Source organism: Catenulispora rubra (assembly GCF_015356825.1).
Taxonomy (GTDB): domain Bacteria; phylum Actinomycetota; class Actinomycetes; order Streptomycetales; family Catenulisporaceae; genus Catenulispora; species Catenulispora rubra.
Genome location: NZ_JAACYW010000066.1, coordinates 1 through 17,220 on the forward strand (window position 1 = coordinate 1; position 17,220 = coordinate 17,220).

Annotated in this window: 13 protein-coding genes and 2 pseudogenes; 8 read left to right on the top strand and 7 right to left on the bottom strand. The window is 70.3% G+C overall.

Going from position 1 to position 17,220, the window contains the following annotated elements; genetic code table 11:
* The coding region (locus GWK61_RS20110) for a leucine-rich repeat domain-containing protein (RefSeq protein WP_323747653.1) at positions 1-3,702 on the bottom strand (3,702 nt) is incomplete at its 3' end.
* A 115-nt stretch (positions 3,703-3,817) separates the two neighbouring features.
* Here GWK61_RS20110 and GWK61_RS20115 point away from each other — a divergent pair.
* Positions 3,818-4,966 (top strand): phosphotransferase family protein, encoded by a 1,149-nt coding sequence (locus GWK61_RS20115; RefSeq protein WP_194910268.1) that lies wholly within the window; start codon positions 3,818-3,820, stop codon positions 4,964-4,966.
* Here the strand turns inward: GWK61_RS20115 and GWK61_RS20120 are convergent.
* Complete coding sequence (locus tag GWK61_RS20120) at positions 4,954-5,355, bottom strand: DUF4389 domain-containing protein (RefSeq protein ID WP_194910270.1); 402 nt, start codon at positions 5,353-5,355, stop codon at positions 4,954-4,956. The genes GWK61_RS20115 and GWK61_RS20120 overlap by 13 nt on opposite strands.
* Positions 5,356-5,488: 133 nt before the next feature.
* On the bottom strand, positions 5,489-6,604 hold the full coding sequence (locus GWK61_RS20125; RefSeq protein WP_194910272.1) for a hypothetical protein: 1,116 nt from the start codon (positions 6,602-6,604) through the stop codon (positions 5,489-5,491).
* A gap of 87 nt (positions 6,605-6,691) precedes the next feature.
* Here GWK61_RS20125 and GWK61_RS20130 point away from each other — a divergent pair, with 87 nt between their 5' ends.
* The 3 genes from GWK61_RS20130 (at position 6,692) to GWK61_RS20140 (ending at position 9,858) form a co-directional block, all read left to right on the top strand.
* Positions 6,692-7,603 carry an LLM class flavin-dependent oxidoreductase gene (locus tag GWK61_RS20130; RefSeq protein ID WP_194910273.1) on the top strand — a complete coding sequence of 304 codons (912 nt, stop codon included), beginning with the start codon at positions 6,692-6,694 and terminating at the stop codon, positions 7,601-7,603.
* A gap of 23 nt (positions 7,604-7,626) precedes the next feature.
* Positions 7,627-8,493 (top strand): arylamine N-acetyltransferase family protein, encoded by an 867-nt coding sequence (locus GWK61_RS20135; RefSeq protein ID WP_194910275.1) that lies wholly within the window; start codon positions 7,627-7,629, stop codon positions 8,491-8,493.
* 75 nt (positions 8,494-8,568) lie between these two features.
* A complete protein-coding gene (locus GWK61_RS20140; RefSeq protein WP_194910277.1) occupies positions 8,569-9,858 on the top strand; it encodes a DUF4132 domain-containing protein in 1,290 nt (429 codons plus the stop codon).
* Positions 9,859-10,023: 165 nt separating this feature from the next.
* Here GWK61_RS20140 and GWK61_RS20145 read toward each other — a convergent pair.
* The 3 genes and pseudogenes from GWK61_RS20145 to GWK61_RS20155 all read right to left on the bottom strand — a co-directional run.
* Positions 10,024-10,519: pseudogene (locus GWK61_RS20145) on the bottom strand (DinB family protein).
* A gap of 28 nt (positions 10,520-10,547) precedes the next feature.
* Positions 10,548-11,309 carry an HAD-IIB family hydrolase gene (locus GWK61_RS20150; RefSeq protein WP_194910279.1) on the bottom strand — a complete coding sequence of 254 codons (762 nt, stop codon included), beginning with the start codon at positions 11,307-11,309 and terminating at the stop codon, positions 10,548-10,550.
* Positions 11,310-11,551: 242 nt separating this feature from the next.
* Positions 11,552-12,694 (bottom strand): annotated as a pseudogene (locus GWK61_RS20155) (NAD(P)-dependent malic enzyme); the annotation flags it as partial.
* A 384-nt stretch (positions 12,695-13,078) separates the two neighbouring features.
* Between GWK61_RS20155 and GWK61_RS20160 the strand changes: the two are divergent.
* The 4 genes from GWK61_RS20160 to GWK61_RS59620 all read left to right on the top strand — a co-directional run bounded on the left by GWK61_RS20160 (position 13,079) and on the right by GWK61_RS59620 (position 16,697).
* A complete protein-coding gene (locus GWK61_RS20160; protein ID WP_194910284.1) occupies positions 13,079-14,047 on the top strand; it encodes an ABC transporter substrate-binding protein in 969 nt (322 codons plus the stop codon).
* 7 nt (positions 14,048-14,054) lie between these two features.
* On the top strand, positions 14,055-15,047 hold the full coding sequence (locus tag GWK61_RS20165) for an amino acid ABC transporter permease (RefSeq protein WP_323747655.1): 993 nt from the start codon (positions 14,055-14,057) through the stop codon (positions 15,045-15,047).
* Positions 15,044-15,838 carry an amino acid ABC transporter ATP-binding protein gene (locus GWK61_RS20170; RefSeq protein WP_194910286.1) on the top strand — a complete coding sequence of 265 codons (795 nt, stop codon included), beginning with the start codon at positions 15,044-15,046 and terminating at the stop codon, positions 15,836-15,838. The genes GWK61_RS20165 and GWK61_RS20170 overlap by 4 nt, the downstream gene beginning before the upstream one ends.
* A 229-nt stretch (positions 15,839-16,067) precedes the next feature.
* On the top strand, positions 16,068-16,697 hold the full coding sequence (locus tag GWK61_RS59620; protein ID WP_194910287.1) for a CGNR zinc finger domain-containing protein: 630 nt from the start codon (positions 16,068-16,070) through the stop codon (positions 16,695-16,697).
* A 128-nt stretch (positions 16,698-16,825) separates the two neighbouring features.
* Here GWK61_RS59620 and sodX read toward each other — a convergent pair whose 3' ends face one another.
* A complete protein-coding gene (gene sodX / locus GWK61_RS20180) occupies positions 16,826-17,182 on the bottom strand; it encodes a nickel-type superoxide dismutase maturation protease (protein WP_323747656.1) in 357 nt (118 codons plus the stop codon).
* Positions 17,183-17,220 lie beyond the last annotated feature (38 nt).

Below are 17,220 nucleotides of genomic sequence, written 5' to 3' on the forward strand. Positions count from 1 at the left end.
GAAGGCGTCCGGGCCCTCCACGATGTCGACCACCGCCTCGTCCACCACCACGGCGGGGCCGTCGTAGACGACGGTCGGCTGGTCCGCCACCGGCTGGAACACCAGCGACGGCTCCTCCACGACCGCGACGGGCTCCTCGACCACCACGACGTCACTGGTCCCGGTGTTCAGTAGCCGCTCCCCCTCGCGCGTCTCCACGACGATGTCCTCCTCAGCCCGCACGACCCCCTCGCCGAGAACGGCGCCGTCGGGCCCGCGCAGGATGAAGCTCTCGCCCTCGGCGAAGCCCATGGAGCGCGCCATCGCCTGAAGCTCCGCGTCGTGCTCCGCAGCGGTCCGCGCGGCCAGGACGTCGGAGACCTCGACATGCGCGGCGGCGGCCAGAGCCTCGGCCTCGCGCTGCGCGGCCGCGAACGCCTCGATACCGCCACGGTCCTCGGGCACGCGCTGCAACGGCACGCCGATACCGACGGGAGGCAGCGGCTCGCCGGCGACGGCGGCTGCGCGGCGGTCGGCCCGGGCGCGGCGCTCTTCGAAGGAGAGGGTTTCCACCTGCTGGACGCTGTCGGCGAGATCAGGCTGGGGCTCCGGCTCGACAGGGGCAACAGCATCGGGCTGGGGCGCGCGGGTGTACGGCTGGTCGGTGGCAGCATGCTGCGACGCGGCATCGGCCTGGAGGGCACTTGCGGCTTGCTGCTCGGCGGGCATGGCCGCCGGCGTCGCCGCGCGGTTGGCATCCAGGGGCGCCGGATATGAGCCGGGTCCTGCCATATCGGCCTGCGCGGGCGCCGAGCTGTTGCTACCTGGGGCCGACGCAAACGGGTTGAATGGTGCATCAGTCTGCTGCTCGCCGGCGACTTCGGTGCCGCCGAAAGCGGCATGCGAGCCGGCCCCAGTCTGTGCGCCAGGCAAGTCCTGCTCAACCGGAGCTGCCGCGAACGGGCCGGCCGCCCTTATATCAGCCTGCTGCTCGCCGGCCACGCCGTTGAAGCCATACGGTGCCGCCGAACCGCCTTCGGCCGCGTGTGCACCGCGAAGGTCCTGCTGCTCGGCCGGCGCAGCCTCGACCACCGCCGCCTCAGCCGCCGCATTTTCCGCAGCCGCAGCGGCCGCAGCAGCCTCCGCCTCATCCGCACGGTTCGCCGCGGCCACCAGCTCCGCCAGCAGCGCGGCCTCCTCGGCCGCCGCCGCCTCGTTCGCGGCGGCGAGTGCCGCTTCCTCGTCGCCCGCTTCGGCCGCGGCCACGGCCTGGGCCGCGAGCGCCACCGCCTTGTCGTCCACGAATTCCGCGGCCGCGTCGGCGATTTCGGCCGCCAGCTCCGGGGCGCCTTCCTCGGTCGCATCCTCGGTCGCGTAGTCGGCCGCATCCTCGGCTTCGGCTTCGGCTTCGGCTTCCATCACCTCGGCGGCCGGCTCACCGCCATCGACCGCCTCGACCTCGGCATCAGCCTCAGTCGCGGCGTCAGGCTCGGCCTCAACCGCAACCGCAACCGCCCCGCCGACGATCACCTCCGCCCCCAGCGCCCGCCGCACGTCCTCCGCCGCGGCCTCCAGCACCGCGCGCGCCAGCGCCCGCAGCGCGTTCTCGTCCGCCGCGTGCAGTGCGGCCAGGACTTGGGCTTCGGCCGAGGCGACCGCCGTGTCGAGGACGCCGCCGGCGTTCAGGACCTCGGCGAGTTCGGAGTCGATCGACTCCGACACGATCGCCTGCGCCATCGCCTGGGCCGTGGCCGCCTGCGTCAGGGCGGAGGCCGAGGCGAGCGCGTCGGCCGCGGCGGCGTCCGCGAGGACCGCCTCGACCGTGGCCATCGTGTCCGGCTCGGATTCCGTCTCCGGGGTGGCGGCCGCGGCGGCTGCTTCGGCGAAGGCCTCCTCGACCGCCGCTTCCACCGCCGCCTCTGCCGCGGCCTGGCCGACGGCGCCCGCCGCCTGGGCCATCAGCTCGGCTTCGGCGTGCACCACGCCGCCGACGATGCCGGCGATGGCGTCGGCCTCGTGCCGGCGGGCGCGTTCGGCCTCCTCGACGCCGGCCTGCGCGACCGCGTCGCGCTTGTCGGCCGGGACGCGGTCGCCGAGGGCGCCGAACAGGGCCTTGTCCGCGGCCAGCGCCATGGTGGCGACGTCCCAGTTCTCCGGGACGGTGGCCAGCAGCGGGTTGTCGCTGAGGTCGAGCTCCTTAAGCGTCAGCTTCTGCCAGTTGCTCGCCGGCAGGTCCGAGAGCCGGTTGCCGCGCAGGACCAGCGACTCCAGCTTCGGCAGGTCGCACACCGAGCGCGGCACCCACGTCAGCTGGTTCTCGGCGACGTCCAGTTTGCGCAACGACTCCAGCCCGCCGAGCGCCCGCGGCAGCGACGACAGCTCGTTGTCCGCCAGGTCCAGGTTCACCAGGTTGCGCAGCAGGCCCAGCGTCCGGGGCACCCACGCCAGCTGGTTCGAGGCCAGGTTCAGCGTCGTCAGCGCGCCGAGGCCGGACAGCTGGAAGGGCAGCTCCCGCAGGTTGTTGCCGACCAGGTCCAAGGTCTCCAGGCGGTGCAGCCCGCCGAGTCCGGCCGGCAGCGTCTCCAGGTCGCAGTACGCCAGCGACAGCCACGTCAGCCGCTTCAGCGCGCCGACGGAAGCCGGCAGCGACGTCAACGGGTTCTGCGCCAGGTTCAGGGTGTCCAGGTTCGCCAGGCCGTCGAAGCTGTCCGGCAGATCGCGCAGGCTGTTGCGGGAGACGTCCAGCGACGTCAGCACCCGCAGCGCCCCTAGCGACGGCGGCAGCTCGGTGAGCCGGTTGTACGTCAGGCTCAGCTTGTCCAGCGACGCCAGCCGTCCGATCGCCTCCGGGACGTGGGTCAGCCAGTTGTCGGCCAGGTTCAGGTCGGTCAGCCGGCTCAGGTCCGCCACCGAGGCCGGCAGCTCCTCCAGGTGGTTGCCGCTGAGCGCGAGCGTCTGCAGTTCGCTGAGGTTGCCGATGGACGCCGGCAGCGTCTGCAGCTGGTTCTTCTGCAGGTACAGCTTGGTCAGCGAGGCCATGTCCCCGATCGACGTCGGCAGCTTGCGCAGCCGGTTGCCGGTCAGGCTCAGCTCCTGCAGCCGGATCAGGGCCCCGATGCTCGGCGGCAGCTCGGTCAGCACGTTGTCGTCGGCGGACAGGGTCACCAGGGTCTGGGTGTCGCCGATCCAGTCCGGCAGCTCGGTGAGCCGGTTGCCGTCCACGACCAGCGAGCGCAGGCTCGGCGCGCCCAGCGAGTTCGGCAGCCCGGGAAGCTGGTTCTTCTGCAGGTACAGGTGCGTGAGGTTGGTCAGCCGGCCGATCACGTCGGGCAGGTCCGCGAACGCGTTCTCGTCGAGCCACAGGCTGACCAGCCGCTCCAGCTGGCCGAAGTCGTCAGGGAGCGTGGACAGGCCGTTGCCGGTCAGGCTCAGCTCGACCAGGCCGATCAGCAGGGAGGTCTGCGGCGGCAGCTCCTCGCACTCGTTGTTGTCCAGCCACAGCCGACGCAGCCCCGACAGTTCGCCGAGCGTCTCGGGCAGCGCCCGGAGCCGGTTGCCCGACAGGTTCAGGAAGGTGACCGGCGCGAGCTCGGGCAGGCGGCCGAACTCCGCGGGCAGCCCGGTCAGACCCAGATTGGACAGGTCCAGGCCGACCTCACCGTTGTCCTCGGTGGTGAGACGGTCACTGATGAGCCTTCTGATGTGGTCGATGTCCGGATTCACAGTCCGTCCCCCTGCGTCGTTCTGAAGTGGCATCCGCATTGCGATCGGCGATCACAGACTGCCATCCCCGACAGGTGTATGTCGCATTGACGCTACCTTGCTTATAGTCCGCGCCGTGAGCGAACCGAAGAGGAACGCCGAAGCAGCACCGGACGCCACCCGCCCCCGGACCAGCACTCGCGACCCCGAAGCGCTGCGGGCCGCCCTCGAACCCTGGCTGGCCAGCCGGACCGGCGGCACCGATGTCCGGATATCCGATGTCCGAACACCCCAAACCAACGGGATGTCCTCGGAGACGTTGTTGTTCGACGCCCGATGGACAGACCCTGACAACCAAGCGCAGTTAAACCAATGCGTGGCGCGACTCGCGCCGTCTGCCGACGCTATGCCCATCTTCCCGGAATACCGGATGTGGGATCAGTTCACTGTCATGGCGTTGGTCGGCGAACGCACGGCCGTCCCGGTCCCGCGCACACTTTGGTACGAATCCGACCCGGAAATCCTCGGTGCGGAGTTCTTCGTCATGGAGCGCGTCGAGGGCCTGGTGCCACCGGACATCCTGCCCTACACGTTCGGCGACAACTGGCTCTCGCAGGCCACCGACGGCCAACGCCGGCGTCTCCAGGACGCCACAGTCGCCACCCTCGCGCGCATCCACGCCATCCCCGCGACGGCTGAGGAAGTCACCTTTCTGGGCGACCTCGGCGCCGACGGCGACACGGCGCTGCGCGCGCACGTCGACGGCTGGCGCTCCTATTACACGTGGGCCCACGGCGACCACCCGATCCCCGTCCTGGAGAAGACGTTCGCCTGGCTGGACGCGCACTGGCCGGCCTCGATCGACGCCCCGGTCCTGAGTTGGGGCGACGCCCGCATCGGCAACATCATGTACCGGGACTTCGCCCCGGTCGCGGTCCTGGACTGGGAGATGGCCGGGATAGCGCCGCGCGAGGTGGACCTCGGCTGGCTGGTCTTCCTGCACCGCTTCTTCCAGGACCTCGCAGAGTTCTTCGAGCTGCCGGGCCTGCCGGGCTTCCTGGCGTTCGGCGACGTCGCCGCCGAGTACACCGCGCTGACCGGATACCGGGTCCGCGATCAGGAGTTCTACGAGGTCTACGCGGCGCTGCGGCACGGGATCGTGATGGGGCGGGTGAACCAGCGCCGCATCCGGTTCGGGGAGCAGGAAGCTCCCGACGAACCGGATGGGCTGGTGAACCACGCGGCCACCCTCGAGCGCATGATCGAGGAGGGTTACTCGTCCTGAAGGGAGAACGGCGGGTAGGCGTCGTGCTGCAGGTACATGTAGCTCACCACGCGCGTCTGCCAGCGGATCACGCCGGTGGTGAAGTCCCACATCCCGCGCGGGTAGCGGCCGGTGAACAGGATCGCGAACCACGCGATGAAGGACACGATGCCCAGGCACGCGAACAGGATGTACAGCACGATCAGGTGCGGGATGACCAGCAGCCACTTCACGAAGATGAGCCCGCGGCTCAGCTTCTCCGGGTACTGGAACTGCACTCGCACCGGGTAGCCGGCAGCCTGCGGCGGCTGGCCGTAGGGGTTCGGCCCGGGGCCGGGACCCACAGGTCCGCCGGGGCCGTACCCCGGGCCGCCCTGACCGTAACCGGGTCCGTACTGATCTGAAGACATGTGATCCCCTCCGAAAGTCGACTGAGTAGCGTAGGGAACCTACTGTGTGATCATGGCCTGCGGATAGGGAATCCATTAGGTGGAAGACCTCGATCATCAGCAGTCTTCACCGCGATCATCTCCCCGTAAACCGTCAACCCCGTACCTCGTCGGCGACCTTCTGCGGCTTCCCGGGCTGCCGGTCCACCGGGGTGATCACGTCGATCTGGGCCTCCGAGCTGCGCCGGGGGCCCGACCAACGGGCCGGGACGGCGTCGATCCGGTAGGCCAGCGCATAGGCGACCGCTTCGTAATTCACCCGCCATCCCTGGAAATGCGGCCAGGCCTCATCGGGCGTGCGTTCGAACTCGTATCCCTGAGCCCGCATCCGTTGGACGCCGTAAAGGAACTCCTCCTTGGTGAGCACGATCGGATCGTCCGGAGAAGGGTCCGGGTTATAGGGAACGCGTTCCGTACGCGCGATCTCCCGCAGAGTCACATATCCGCTCCGCAACGCCATCCGGATCTCCCCGACGTTCTGCGACGGATTGAACGACACATGAAGCGCGGCGGCGTCCAGGACGGCCAATAGGGCGATGAGCCAGTTGCGCTGGGCACGCGGGGAACGGAAATAGATGAGAACCGGATAGCTTGTGTGGCTCTCCGAGACGTCGGCCGTCCACCGCTCCCACCCCCGGTAGAGGTCGGGGAGCTGGTCGTTCAGATTGACCATCGCGTAGCGGGCCAGGATCTCCGGGCCCCAGGCCGGTCCCCCGGCGCGCGCCTCCAGCATCGTCACCTCGGTCTCGCGCCGGGCGTAGGCGGCGTAGAGCGCCGGCAGGTACCCGACCAGCAGGCCGATGGAGACCGGTCCGGTGACCGCGGCGCAGAAGTCGACGGCGTTCAGCCGGGACTTGTCGGCCGAGGCGAAGCCCAGGGTGAACAGCGAGGAGCCAGCCTCGCGGATCGAGGCCCGCAGGTCCAGGGCGCCCAGCGAGAAGTTGAGCATGGAGTAGCCGGCCAGGAAGGACCCGAGCCAGCCCACCAGCTTGGCGACCACCGACAGCGGCCCGGCGTAGGCCAGGATCCGGTCCTTGGTCTCGTACCGCTCGAAGCGGTTGGCGAGGAACTGGAACGACACGTACACGGCGCGCCCCAGCATGTTCGACATCCCGGGGCGGAAGACGCGCGGGACCACCAGGGTCCGCACCTCCGACATGAACGTGCCCAGCACGATCAGACCCCCGGCCACGCCCCAGATCGTCCGCACAGCGCCAGCTCCGTTGATCGTCGATACTGCGTTTGAACCGCGGCCTGCCCTGCTCCTTCCTGGGGTGATCGTAATAGGCTCGGAGGCATGTTGCGTCTCGGCGTCTGCGTCCTGCCCGACCGTCCCTTCCGTGAGGCCGCCGCACGCTGGCGCCGGGCCGAGGAACTCGGCTTCGAACACGCGTGGACGTACGACCACATCACCTTCAGCGGCATCCCCGACGGCCCCTGGTACGACGCGGTCACCACGCTGGCCTCGGCGGCCGCGGTGACCGAACGGATCAAGCTTGGAACGCTGGTCGCGTCCGCGAACTACCGCCATCCAGTCCCGTTCGCCCAGGAGATCATGTCGCTGGACGACGCCTCGCAGGGCCGCTTCGTCCTCGGCTACGGGGCCGGCTCCTTCGGCCCGGACGCCAAGGTGCTCGGCTACGGCCCGGAGGGCGCGGGCTGGTCGGCCAAGGAGCGCGGCGAGCGCTACCGGGAGTCGGTGGAGATCCTGGACCTGCTGCTGCGCGGGGGTGCCGAGGGCCGGACGCGCAGCACCTACCGCGGTACGTACTACGACGCGGTCGACGCCCGGATGGAACCGGGCTGCGTGCAGCAGCCGCGGGTGCCGTTCGGTCTGGCCGCGACCGGGCCGCTGGGCCTGCGCACCGTCGTGAAGCACGCGCAGATGTGGATCGCCGACGACACGCTCGCCGGCCGCGACGGGGAGGGCCCGACCGCGGCCGACACCTGGGCCGCGCTGGAGAAGGTGAGCAGGAAGCTCGACGACGTCTGCGAGAAGGAGGGCCGCGACCCGGCCTCGCTGCCGCGGCTGCTGCTGACCGGGCTCTCGCCGTTGCGGACCATGGAGTCCAAGGCCCGGTTCGACGACGTGGCCGGGCGGGTGGAAGCGCTCGGCTTCACCGATTTCGTGGTCCACTATCCGCGGGAATCAGGGGCTTACGCCACCCCCGCGCACGTCCTTGACGAGATCGCGCCCGCCAACGCCTGACGACTGCTTTACCCTATGTCACCATGGCGAACATAGACGTCCAGGGGTATCTTCGCCGCCTGGGCACGGAGCATCCCGGAAAGCCCACGATCGAGGGGCTCTTCGCGCTGCACCGCGCGCACGTGGAACGTGTCGCGTACACCTCCTTGCAGCTCCATCTCGGCCAGCGCACGACGCCGGACCCGTACGACTCCGCGGCCCGCATCGTGGCCGGCGAGTCCGGGTACTGCTACCACCTCAACGGCGCGTTCGGCGCGCTGCTCGAAACGCTGGGCTATGACGTGACGACGCACCGCGGCCGGGTCTGGCGCGCGGCGCCGGAGGGCCGCGGGCTCGGGCCGATCACCGACGAACCGAACCACGTGGTGCTTCTCGTGGAGGCCGAGAGCACGCTCTACTACTGCGACGCCGGACTCGGCGACGGGCTGCACGAGCCGGTGCTGTGCGTGCCCGGCGAGACGACGCAGGGCCCGTACACGTACAAGCTGGAGCGGACCCGGTTCGAGAACGGCGCGTCCGGCTGGAGCTTCACCCACGACCCGAAGGCGGACTCGTTCACCGGCATGGTGTTCGAGGAGCGGATCGCGTCGCCGTCGGACTTCCTGGCCCGGCACGAGTGGATGGAGACGAACCCGGAGTCCGGGTTCGTGAAGAACCTCGACGTGTACCGGCGCGACGCCACCGGCGTGGACCACCTGCGCGGCTGCGTGCTGACCCGCTCGGACGGGACCACCGTGTCCAAGCGCGAGATCACCGACTCCGAGGAGTGGTTCGACGCGCTGGCCGACGTGTTCGGACTGCGGCTGCCGGGGGTCGGGGACGTCGCGCAGGAGCGGCTGTGGAAGCGGGTGTGGGAGCACCACGCGGCTTGGGCGGCGCGGCAGGGCTGAGGGTGGCTGAAGATGGCCCGAGGGCGGCGGCCGCTCATGGCGGCCGGCGGCTGACGAATCGAGGGGACGGACCCGATGGGGTGGTTTCGGGGGCGGCGGAAGCGGCGCGGCGGGGAGCCGGCCGCGGAGGCTCCCGGCCGGGCGGCGGCGAACCGTATAGCAACGGAGGCGGCGGGCGTTCGACAGGCGTCGGCTGCCGCGCGCCCGGAAACGGAGCGCTCTGACTTCGGCGAGGAGCCGGCCGCCGCGGCTGGGGCCCCGGGCCCGGTCTCGGACCGCATCCCGTGGCGCCACCTCGACGGCGGCGTGTACCCGCGGCTGCTCGGTCCGCTCGCGGACGACGGTGGCGTCGGCGCGCTTCTGGACCACTGCGAGCTGGGCTCGCAGGGGCCGTCCGGCACCGCGAAAAGCCTTGTCGGGCAAGCGCCGCAGGCCGGGGAGGCATTGGGCCGGCTGGTCGGCAGGGAGCAGGCCGCCGGGCCGGAGTCCGCCGAGTTCGTCGGCGGGGTGATCAGGGTCCTGGCATTGCTGCCCGCCGAGGAGGCGGTGCCGCTGCTGGTCCGGCTGGCGGCGCAGGAGTCCGGGCTCACGGCCGGGTCGATGCCGTCGGCGCGGGCCGCGATCCGGGCGCTCGCCGCGGTGCCCGGGGAGCTGGTGCCGCCGGCTTTGCACCGGCTGGCTTCGGAGTCGCCGTTGGCGGCGTTGCGGAAGGCGGCCTACGCGGAGCTGAAGCGCCGCCTGCGCACGCTCTCCGACGCGCCGGAGTGGACCGTCGACACCTTCGGGCTGGACGGCGACAGCCGGCTGCGGACGACGGTGGGGCCGGACCACGTCGCGGTGGTGCGGATCGAGCTCGGCGGGCGGGTGAAGATCGGCTACCACGAAAGCCACGGCCGCGCCTCGGCCGACGGACGGGCCCTGGCCGGGAAGCCGACCGCCTCGACGGTCGACCAGGACGCGATGCGGGACGTCGCGGAGTTGGCCGCGAAGCTACGGACCGCGGTACGCGCGGCCCGGACGCGCCTGGAGTCCGCGCAGAAGGAACATCGTGAGATCCCCGCAGAGGACTGGATCGAGCACTACATCACGCATCCGGTGACCGGCACGCTCGCCAGGACGCTGTTGTGGGAGACGCGGGACGGCGACGCCGACGCCCAGGCCGCGTGGCGTATGGGTCTGCCCCGGCAGATCGAGGGGCGCTGGGGACTGGTCACGGAGACCACCGAGCGCATCATCCTCGGGGACGGCGACGTGCTGCGGGTCGCCGCGCCGATGCGGCTGCCGGCGGCGCGGGCCCGGGCCTGGGAACGCTTGCTGGCCAAGGCGAAGATCGAGCCGGCGCTGACGCAGATCCAGCGGGGCTGAGGCCCGGGGCTCGGGCTGAGACAGACCCGGCGCCATCGCTGGATCGCCGCCGGACCGTCGCCGAGCCACCGCCGGGCTGTCGCTGGACCGTCGCTGGATCGCTCGCCGAGCCGCCGCCGGACCGTCGCTACACCATCGCCAGGCCCTCGCCGAACCGCCGCCAGCTCAGCGCCCGGTGGTCCCGTCGATCTGCTCCCGCAGGATGTCCGCGTGGCCGGCGTGCCGGACGGTCTCGCTGGTCATGTGGGCGATCACCCACCGCACCGATTGGCGCGTGTCCCCCACCGGGATCGCGACCGGCGCGCCGAGGTCGTCGACGGCGCGGATCGCGGCGTCGCTGGCCGCGATCGCCGCCTGGTAGTCGGCGAGCACGCGCTCCGCGCTGTGGCCCGCGGGCACCAACATGTCGACGTCCCCGGGGTCGTCGCCCTCGCGGCCGGCCACGCAATGGCCGAACCAGAGCCGCTCGGCGAGAGTGAGGTGGTGGACCAGGCCCAGGAGCGTCGTCCCCGATTCCACCAGGACCCGGCGCAGCTGCTCCTCGGTCAGCCCGTCGGTCTTCTTCACCACGCATTCCCCTGGCGAAGGCCAGGAAGGCCAACGCGGTATCGCGTTCGCCGGCGTCGTTGCGGGGTACCGGGCGGCGCTGGGTCTCGGCCATGGGACGCACTGTAGCGAGCCGCCGCCGACTAACTCTCCAGCCACTGATCCACGAAGTCGGCGGTGTCCTGCCAGTTCTTCACCGACACCGAGCGGATGCCCATCGCCTCCACCGGATGGTCGTTGCCCTGCGGGTCGAGGCGGTCGCCGACGAAGACGATGTCCTCCATGCCGACGTGCAGTTCGGCCATCAGCTTGCGCATCCCGTAGGCCTTGTCGATGCCCTGCGCGGTGACGTCGATCGAGGTGCTGCCGCCGCTGCGGACCTCCAGGTCCGGCAGGCGCTCGGCGGCCCAGGCACGCAGGCGTTCCTTCTTCGAGCCGTCCGGGTCCCACTCGGTCTTGGCCGCTACCGGGGCCTGCTGGCCCAGGGCGGAGAAGGTGATCTGGCTGCCGCGGTCCTCGATGATGTCGCCCCAGGTCTTGTCCTCCCACAGGCCCAGGTTCTTCGCGCCCTCGGTCAGCACGTCGATGACCTGGCGCTTGGCGGCGTCGGGCAGGTCCTCGGAGTAGATCTCGCGCCAGGTGCCGTCGCGGAAGAGGTAGTAGCGGGTCCCGTTGGTGGGCATCAGGTTCAGTTTGGCGAGCTGCTGCGGGGTGGCGTCCAGGTGGTCCAGGACCTGTGTCTGGAACTGAGGGAAGGCGCCGCCGGAGATGATGCAGACCTGGACCTCGTCCAGCAGCCGGACCAGGAGTCCGGCCATGCGCGCGGTGATGGCGGACTTGGACTCGGCGAGGGTCCCGTCCAGGTCGAAGGCCATGACGGAGGCATCAGGATCGTGAGAGCTCATGGCTCCACTTCACCGCATGGACGGCGAGGGCGCCATGCGGTCCGGGGCCCGCGAACTGAGCTTTGGCGGAAAACGCCCCGCCGACCGGGCGTTCCGGCGCGAACGAGACAGAAGATAGGGGGACATCAGAACGCAAGACAAAAGAAAAGACGCGGCGGAAAAGACACGGGACACCGGCCCCCGGCAGCTCCTGAGCAGCTGCCGGAAATCCGGTGTCCCGTGAGCATTAATACTCCCCTCGACTACAGTCGCGCGACCCCGTCACGGCGGGCGGCGTCCGCCACGGCCGCGGTGACCGCCGGGGCGACCCGCTCGTCGAAGGGGCTGGGGATCACCTTGTCGGCCGAGAGCTCGCCGGCGACCACGGCCGCCAGGGCCTCGGCGGCGGCCAGCTTCATACCCTCGGTGATCCGCGAGGCGCGGACCGACAGCGCCCCGGCGAAGACGCCCGGGAAGGCCAGGACGTTGTTGATCTGGTTGGGGAAGTCGGAGCGGCCGGTGGCCACCACGGCGGCGTACTTGTGCGCGACGTCGGGGTGGATCTCCGGGTTGGGGTTGGCCATCGCGGCGATGATCGCGTTCGGGGCCATCGTGGCGACGTACTCCTCCGGGACGCGGCCGCTGGAGACGCCGATGAAGACGTCGGCGCCGCGCATCGCCTCGGCCAGCCCGCCGGACAGGCCCGCGCGGTTGGTGATCGCCGCCAGTTCGGTCTTCACCGAGGTCAGGTCGGCCCGGTCGGCGGAGACGATCCCCCGGGAGTCCACCACGGTCAGGTCGCCGATGCCGGCGTCCACCAGGATCTTGGCGATCGCGACGCCCGCCGCGCCGGCGCCGGAGATCACCGCGCGCAGGTCCGCCAGCGGCCGGTCCACGACCTTGGCGGCGTTGCGCAGCGCGGCCAGCAGCACGATCGCGGTGCCGTGCTGGTCGTCGTGGAAGACCGGGATGTCCAGCCGCTCCTGGAGCCGGCGCTCCACCTCGAAGCAGCGCGGGGCCGAGATGTCCTCCAGGTTGATGCCGCCGAAGGCCGGGGCCAGCCGGACCACGGTCTCGACCAGCTCGTCCACGTCGGTGCAGTCCAGGCACACCGGGACCGCGTCCACGCCGCCGAACTGCTTGAACAGGACCGCCTTGCCCTCCATCACCGGCAGCGCGGCCAGCGGCCCGATGTCGCCGAGCCCGAGCACGGCGGTGCCGTCGGTGACCACCGCGACCGTGTTGGCCTTCCAGGTGTAGTCCATCGCGAGCTCCGGGCGCTCGGCGATGGCGGTGCAGACCTCTGCGACACCCGGCGTGTAGGCCAGCGAGAGGTCCGCGCGGTCCCGCAGCGGGACGGTGGCGCGCACCTCCATCTTGCCGCCGCGGTGCAGGTCGAAGACCGGCGACTCGCCCACGGCGGGACCTCCGGCGGTGTCACTGTCGATGGACTGGGTCGGGATGAGCTGCCCTGACATGGCTTACCCCTTAGCTGCCGCGAGCGGCGTGTTGAGGGAACGGAAAAGGGGCGGACCGTGAACCTGTTGAGGGATGAGGGGGAGGTTCGCCGAGCCCGCTTCGCTGCCGTCGGATGGTGGTCCGTACCGCGTTCCACGAGCACCGTTCGGTCCGTTCGACGCTGTCGCATCGACGACGCGGGGTTCGCCCGTGATGCGATTTTTACATGGCTGCCTATGTTCAACGGCCAATTACCGGTGCAAGGATTCCAGCACCGTACCCCATGAACGTTGCTTGAGCGGGTAATGGATCACCCACCAGGAGGAGAACAGATGCGAGCCGGGAGAACTTCCAGGGCTGTCATAGTCGGGGCCGCGGGGATCGCGCTGGTCCTCACCGCCGCGGGTTGCGGAAGCGGCAGCAAGCCGGGGAGCTCGTCCTCGACCGGCGGCTCGACCACCGCATCGACGGGCTCCGGGTCGTCTTCCACCGCCTCCTCGGGGTCGGGCTCGGTCGACGCCGCGGCCGCGGCCCTGGTGCCGGCGACGATCAAGGGCAAGGGCGAGATCAGCATCGCGACCGACCCCAGCTACCCGCCGAACGAGTCCAAGGACCAGAACGGCAAGATCATCGGCTGGGACGTGGACATGGGCAACGCCATCGCGGCGAAGCTGGGCCTGAAGGCCAACTTCCAGGAAGTGACCTTCGACAACATCGTCACCGGCATCCAGACCGGCAAGTACGACGCCGGCATGTCCTCCATCACGGACAACAAGACCCGCGAGGGCGTCGACGACTTCGTCACCTACTTCAACGCCGGCACCAAGCTGATGGTCGTCAAGGGCAACCCGAAGAACCTCACGGACACCTCCCCCACCGACCTGTCGCTGTGCGGTCTGACGATCGGCGTGGAGAAGGGGACGATCCAGGAGAGCCCGGACATCCCGAACCGCAGCAAGGCCTGCCAGGCCGCCGGCAAGCCGGCCGTCAAGGCGCTGTCCCAGGACACCCAGGACCAGATCAACGAGTCGCTCCAGTCCGGCCGCTGCGACGCGGTGCTCGCCGACTCCCCGGTCGTCGACTACTACGCCAAGAGCGGCAACTTCCAGTCGGTCGGCGACATCTACTCCGGCGCGCCCTACGGCATCGCGATCGCCAAGGGCAACAGCGGGCTGTCGCAGGCGTTCCTGGCCGCTCTGAAGGACCTGGTGGCCGACGGCACCTACCACCAGCTCACCACCAAGTACGGGATCCAGGCCGGCGACTACACGACCCCGGGCTTGAACCAGGCGACGAGCTGAGCTGCGCGTGACTGAAACCAATCCGGCGGCGGGTACGGACGACGTGCCCGCCGCGCCAAGTTCGCTCTTCGTGCCCGCCGCGATCCGTGCGGTGCCGGTGAGGCGACCGGGGCGGTGGATCAGCGCGGCCATCCTGCTGGTGTTCGTGCTGATGTTCTTCCACATGCTGGTGTTCAACAAGAACTTCGGCTGGGACCTGGTCCGGCAGTGGCTGTTCTGGCACACCATCGTCCAGGCCGTGGTGGTCACCCTGGAGCTGACCGTCTACGCGATGGTCATCGGGATCGTCGGCGGCGTGCTGCTGGCGGTGATGCGGCTGTCGAGCAATCCGGTGTCCTCCAGCGCCGCGTGGGCCTACACATGGTTCTTCCGCGGCACCCCGGTCCTGGTCCAGCTGCTGTTCTGGAACAACATCGCGGCCCTGGTCGGCCAGCAGGTCGGCTTCGGCATCCCGTTCGGGCCGCAGTACTTCCACCTGAACACCAACTCCACGATCACCGCGTTCACCGCGGCAGTCCTGGCCCTGGGCCTGAACGAGGCGGCCTACATGTCCGAGATCGTCCGGGCCGGCATCCTGTCGGTGGACGAGGGGCAGACCGAGGCCGCGGCGTCGCTGGGCATGCGGCGCGCGAAGATCATGAGCCGGATCGTGCTGCCGCAGGCGATGCGGGTGATCATCCCGCCGACCGGCAACGAGACCATCAGCATGCTGAAGACCTCGTCGCTGGCCTCGGTGATCGGCGTGGTGGAGCTGACGGACGCCAGCGAGTCGGCGATCCACCTGTACTTCAAGGCGATCCCGTTCTACGTCGTGGCCTCGCTGTGGTACCTGTTCTTCACCACGGTGCTGTCCATCGGCCAGTACTACGTCGAGCGGTACTACGCGCGCGGTTCCAGCCGGAACCTGCCGCCGACGCCGTTCCAGAAGCTGATGCGGGCCAACCTGTCGTTCCGCCGGCGGAAAAGCCCCTTCACGGAAGTCAGGGAGGCGCTGCGATGACCGCCGACAGCGTTCCCGAGGCCTCCCGCACCCAGGTGGCCGTCGAGATCGACACGGTGTACAAGGCCTTCGGCCGCGTGCCGGTCCTCCAGGGCGTCTCCATGACGGTCCGCGAGGGCGAGGTGGCCTGTCTCATCGGCCCCTCCGGTTCGGGCAAGTCGACGCTGCTGCGCTGCGTGAACCATCTGGAGAAGATCGACGCCGGACGGATCAGCGTGCACGGCCAGCTCGTCGGCTACCACGAGAAGAACCAGCGGCTGCACGAGATGCACGACCGGGACGTCGCCAAGCAGCGGCGCACGATCGGCATGGTGTTCCAGCGGTTCAACCTGTTCCCGCACAAGACCGCCATCGAGAACATCATCGAGGCCCCGATCCAGGTGCTCGGCAAGAACCGGGCCACGGCCGTCGCCGAGGCCCGCGAGCACCTGGAGAAGGTCGGCTTGTCCGACAAGGCGGACAACTACCCGACCCAGCTGTCCGGCGGCCAGCAGCAGCGGGTGGCGATCGCCCGGGCGCTGGCCATGCAGCCCGCGCTCATGCTGTTCGACGAGCCCACCTCGGCGCTGGACCCGGAGCTGGTCGGAGACGTGCTGGCGGTGATGCGCCAGCTGGCCGAGTCCGGGATGACGATGATCGTCGTGACCCACGAGATGGGCTTCGCCCGGGACGTCGGCGACACCGTGGCGTTCATGGACGGCGGCGTGATCGTGGAGCACGGCGACGCCCGGCAGGTCATCGCCGAGCCACAGCACGCGCGGACGCAGGCGTTCCTGGCGAAGGTGCGCTGACACCCGGCCGAGCTGCTGCATCGAGTCGGCCGCGGACTGTTTCCAAGAACGTTCCGCGGCCGTCCCTTTGGATGTTCTCCACAAAGGTCGGACGACTCGGTTGTTGAAACGACGATGATTTGACCCTCGCGTTGCGACCCCGAACGGCGTACCGTCAGGGCTACTAAACGAGCAGAACGTCGGGCATCGGACGCCTGGCGCTAACTAAAGGCGAACAAGGACGAAGGCCGTGGAACTCGCATCCTACGCAGATCGGGCGGTGTCGCTGGTGAACACCGCCGACCCCTACCGGCACCGGGACACCCTCACCACGTGTGAGCAGGCCAAGGAGCTGCTGGCGCCGGAGGGCAGGTGCCGCGTCACCAATGCCGACGTGGCGGAGCTGCGCGCGATCCGCGACCGGCTCCGCGAGGTCTTCGACGCCGCCGAGTCCGGCCGGGTGCCGCGCGCCGTCCAGGTCCTCAACTCCCTGATGAAGCAGTACCCGATCCGCCCCGTGGTCACCGACCACGACGGCGCCTCGTGGCACCTGCACCTGGCCGAGGGCGCGCCGACCATCGCGGCGGTGTACGGCGCCAAGGCCGCGATGGGGCTGGCCGTGCAGGCCACCGAGCTCGGCTTCGACCGGCTCGGCGTCTGCCAGGCCGCGCCGTGCCGCGAGGTGTTCATCGACACCTCGACGAACCGCTCGCGCCGCTACTGCTCGGACCGCTGCGCCACCCGCGCGAACGTGGCCGCCTACCGGGCCCGGCGCAAGGAGCAGGCGCGGGCCGCCGCGGCGGCCGGCGAGGCCGAAGCCGCCGGAGGCGCCACCGGCAAGGTGATGGCCGCCGCCGGAAGCGCCGCAACCGGCCGCTGACGAGTTCCCAGCCCCACTGGGAGCTCGCCGGCGCACCGGGCGCCTGCGATCGGCTCAGCGGCCCTCACCGGCCGCACGGGCCGATTCGCAGGCTCCATCCACAAGCGCGGGCAGTGTTTTCGGCGCTGTCAGCGCTTCTTCGGGATCCGCGCGATCCGGCACGGATCCCGGAGCCGCAGCACGGCGCGGGCCAGTACCGAGGCGTCCGGCACCGCGCCGAACTCGCGGGAGTCCGACGTCACGAACTCGTTGTCGCTCAAGAGCCACCAGCCCGCGCCCTCGCGCCGGGCCACGCGCTTGACGACGAGCAGTCCGTCCTGCCGCGCCGGATGCCGCGCGACCACCACGTCACCGGTTCGGATCCGTCCCGGACGCGTTCTGCGCACCAGGACGAAGTCGCCGCCGCGCAGCGCCGGGGCCATCGAGGGGCCGCTCACCCGCAGCACGGACCACCGCGCGGTGCCGGGGCCGGACGACGATCTCACGGACGCCACCTTGTCACGCGCCGCCCCCAGGGGGGCAG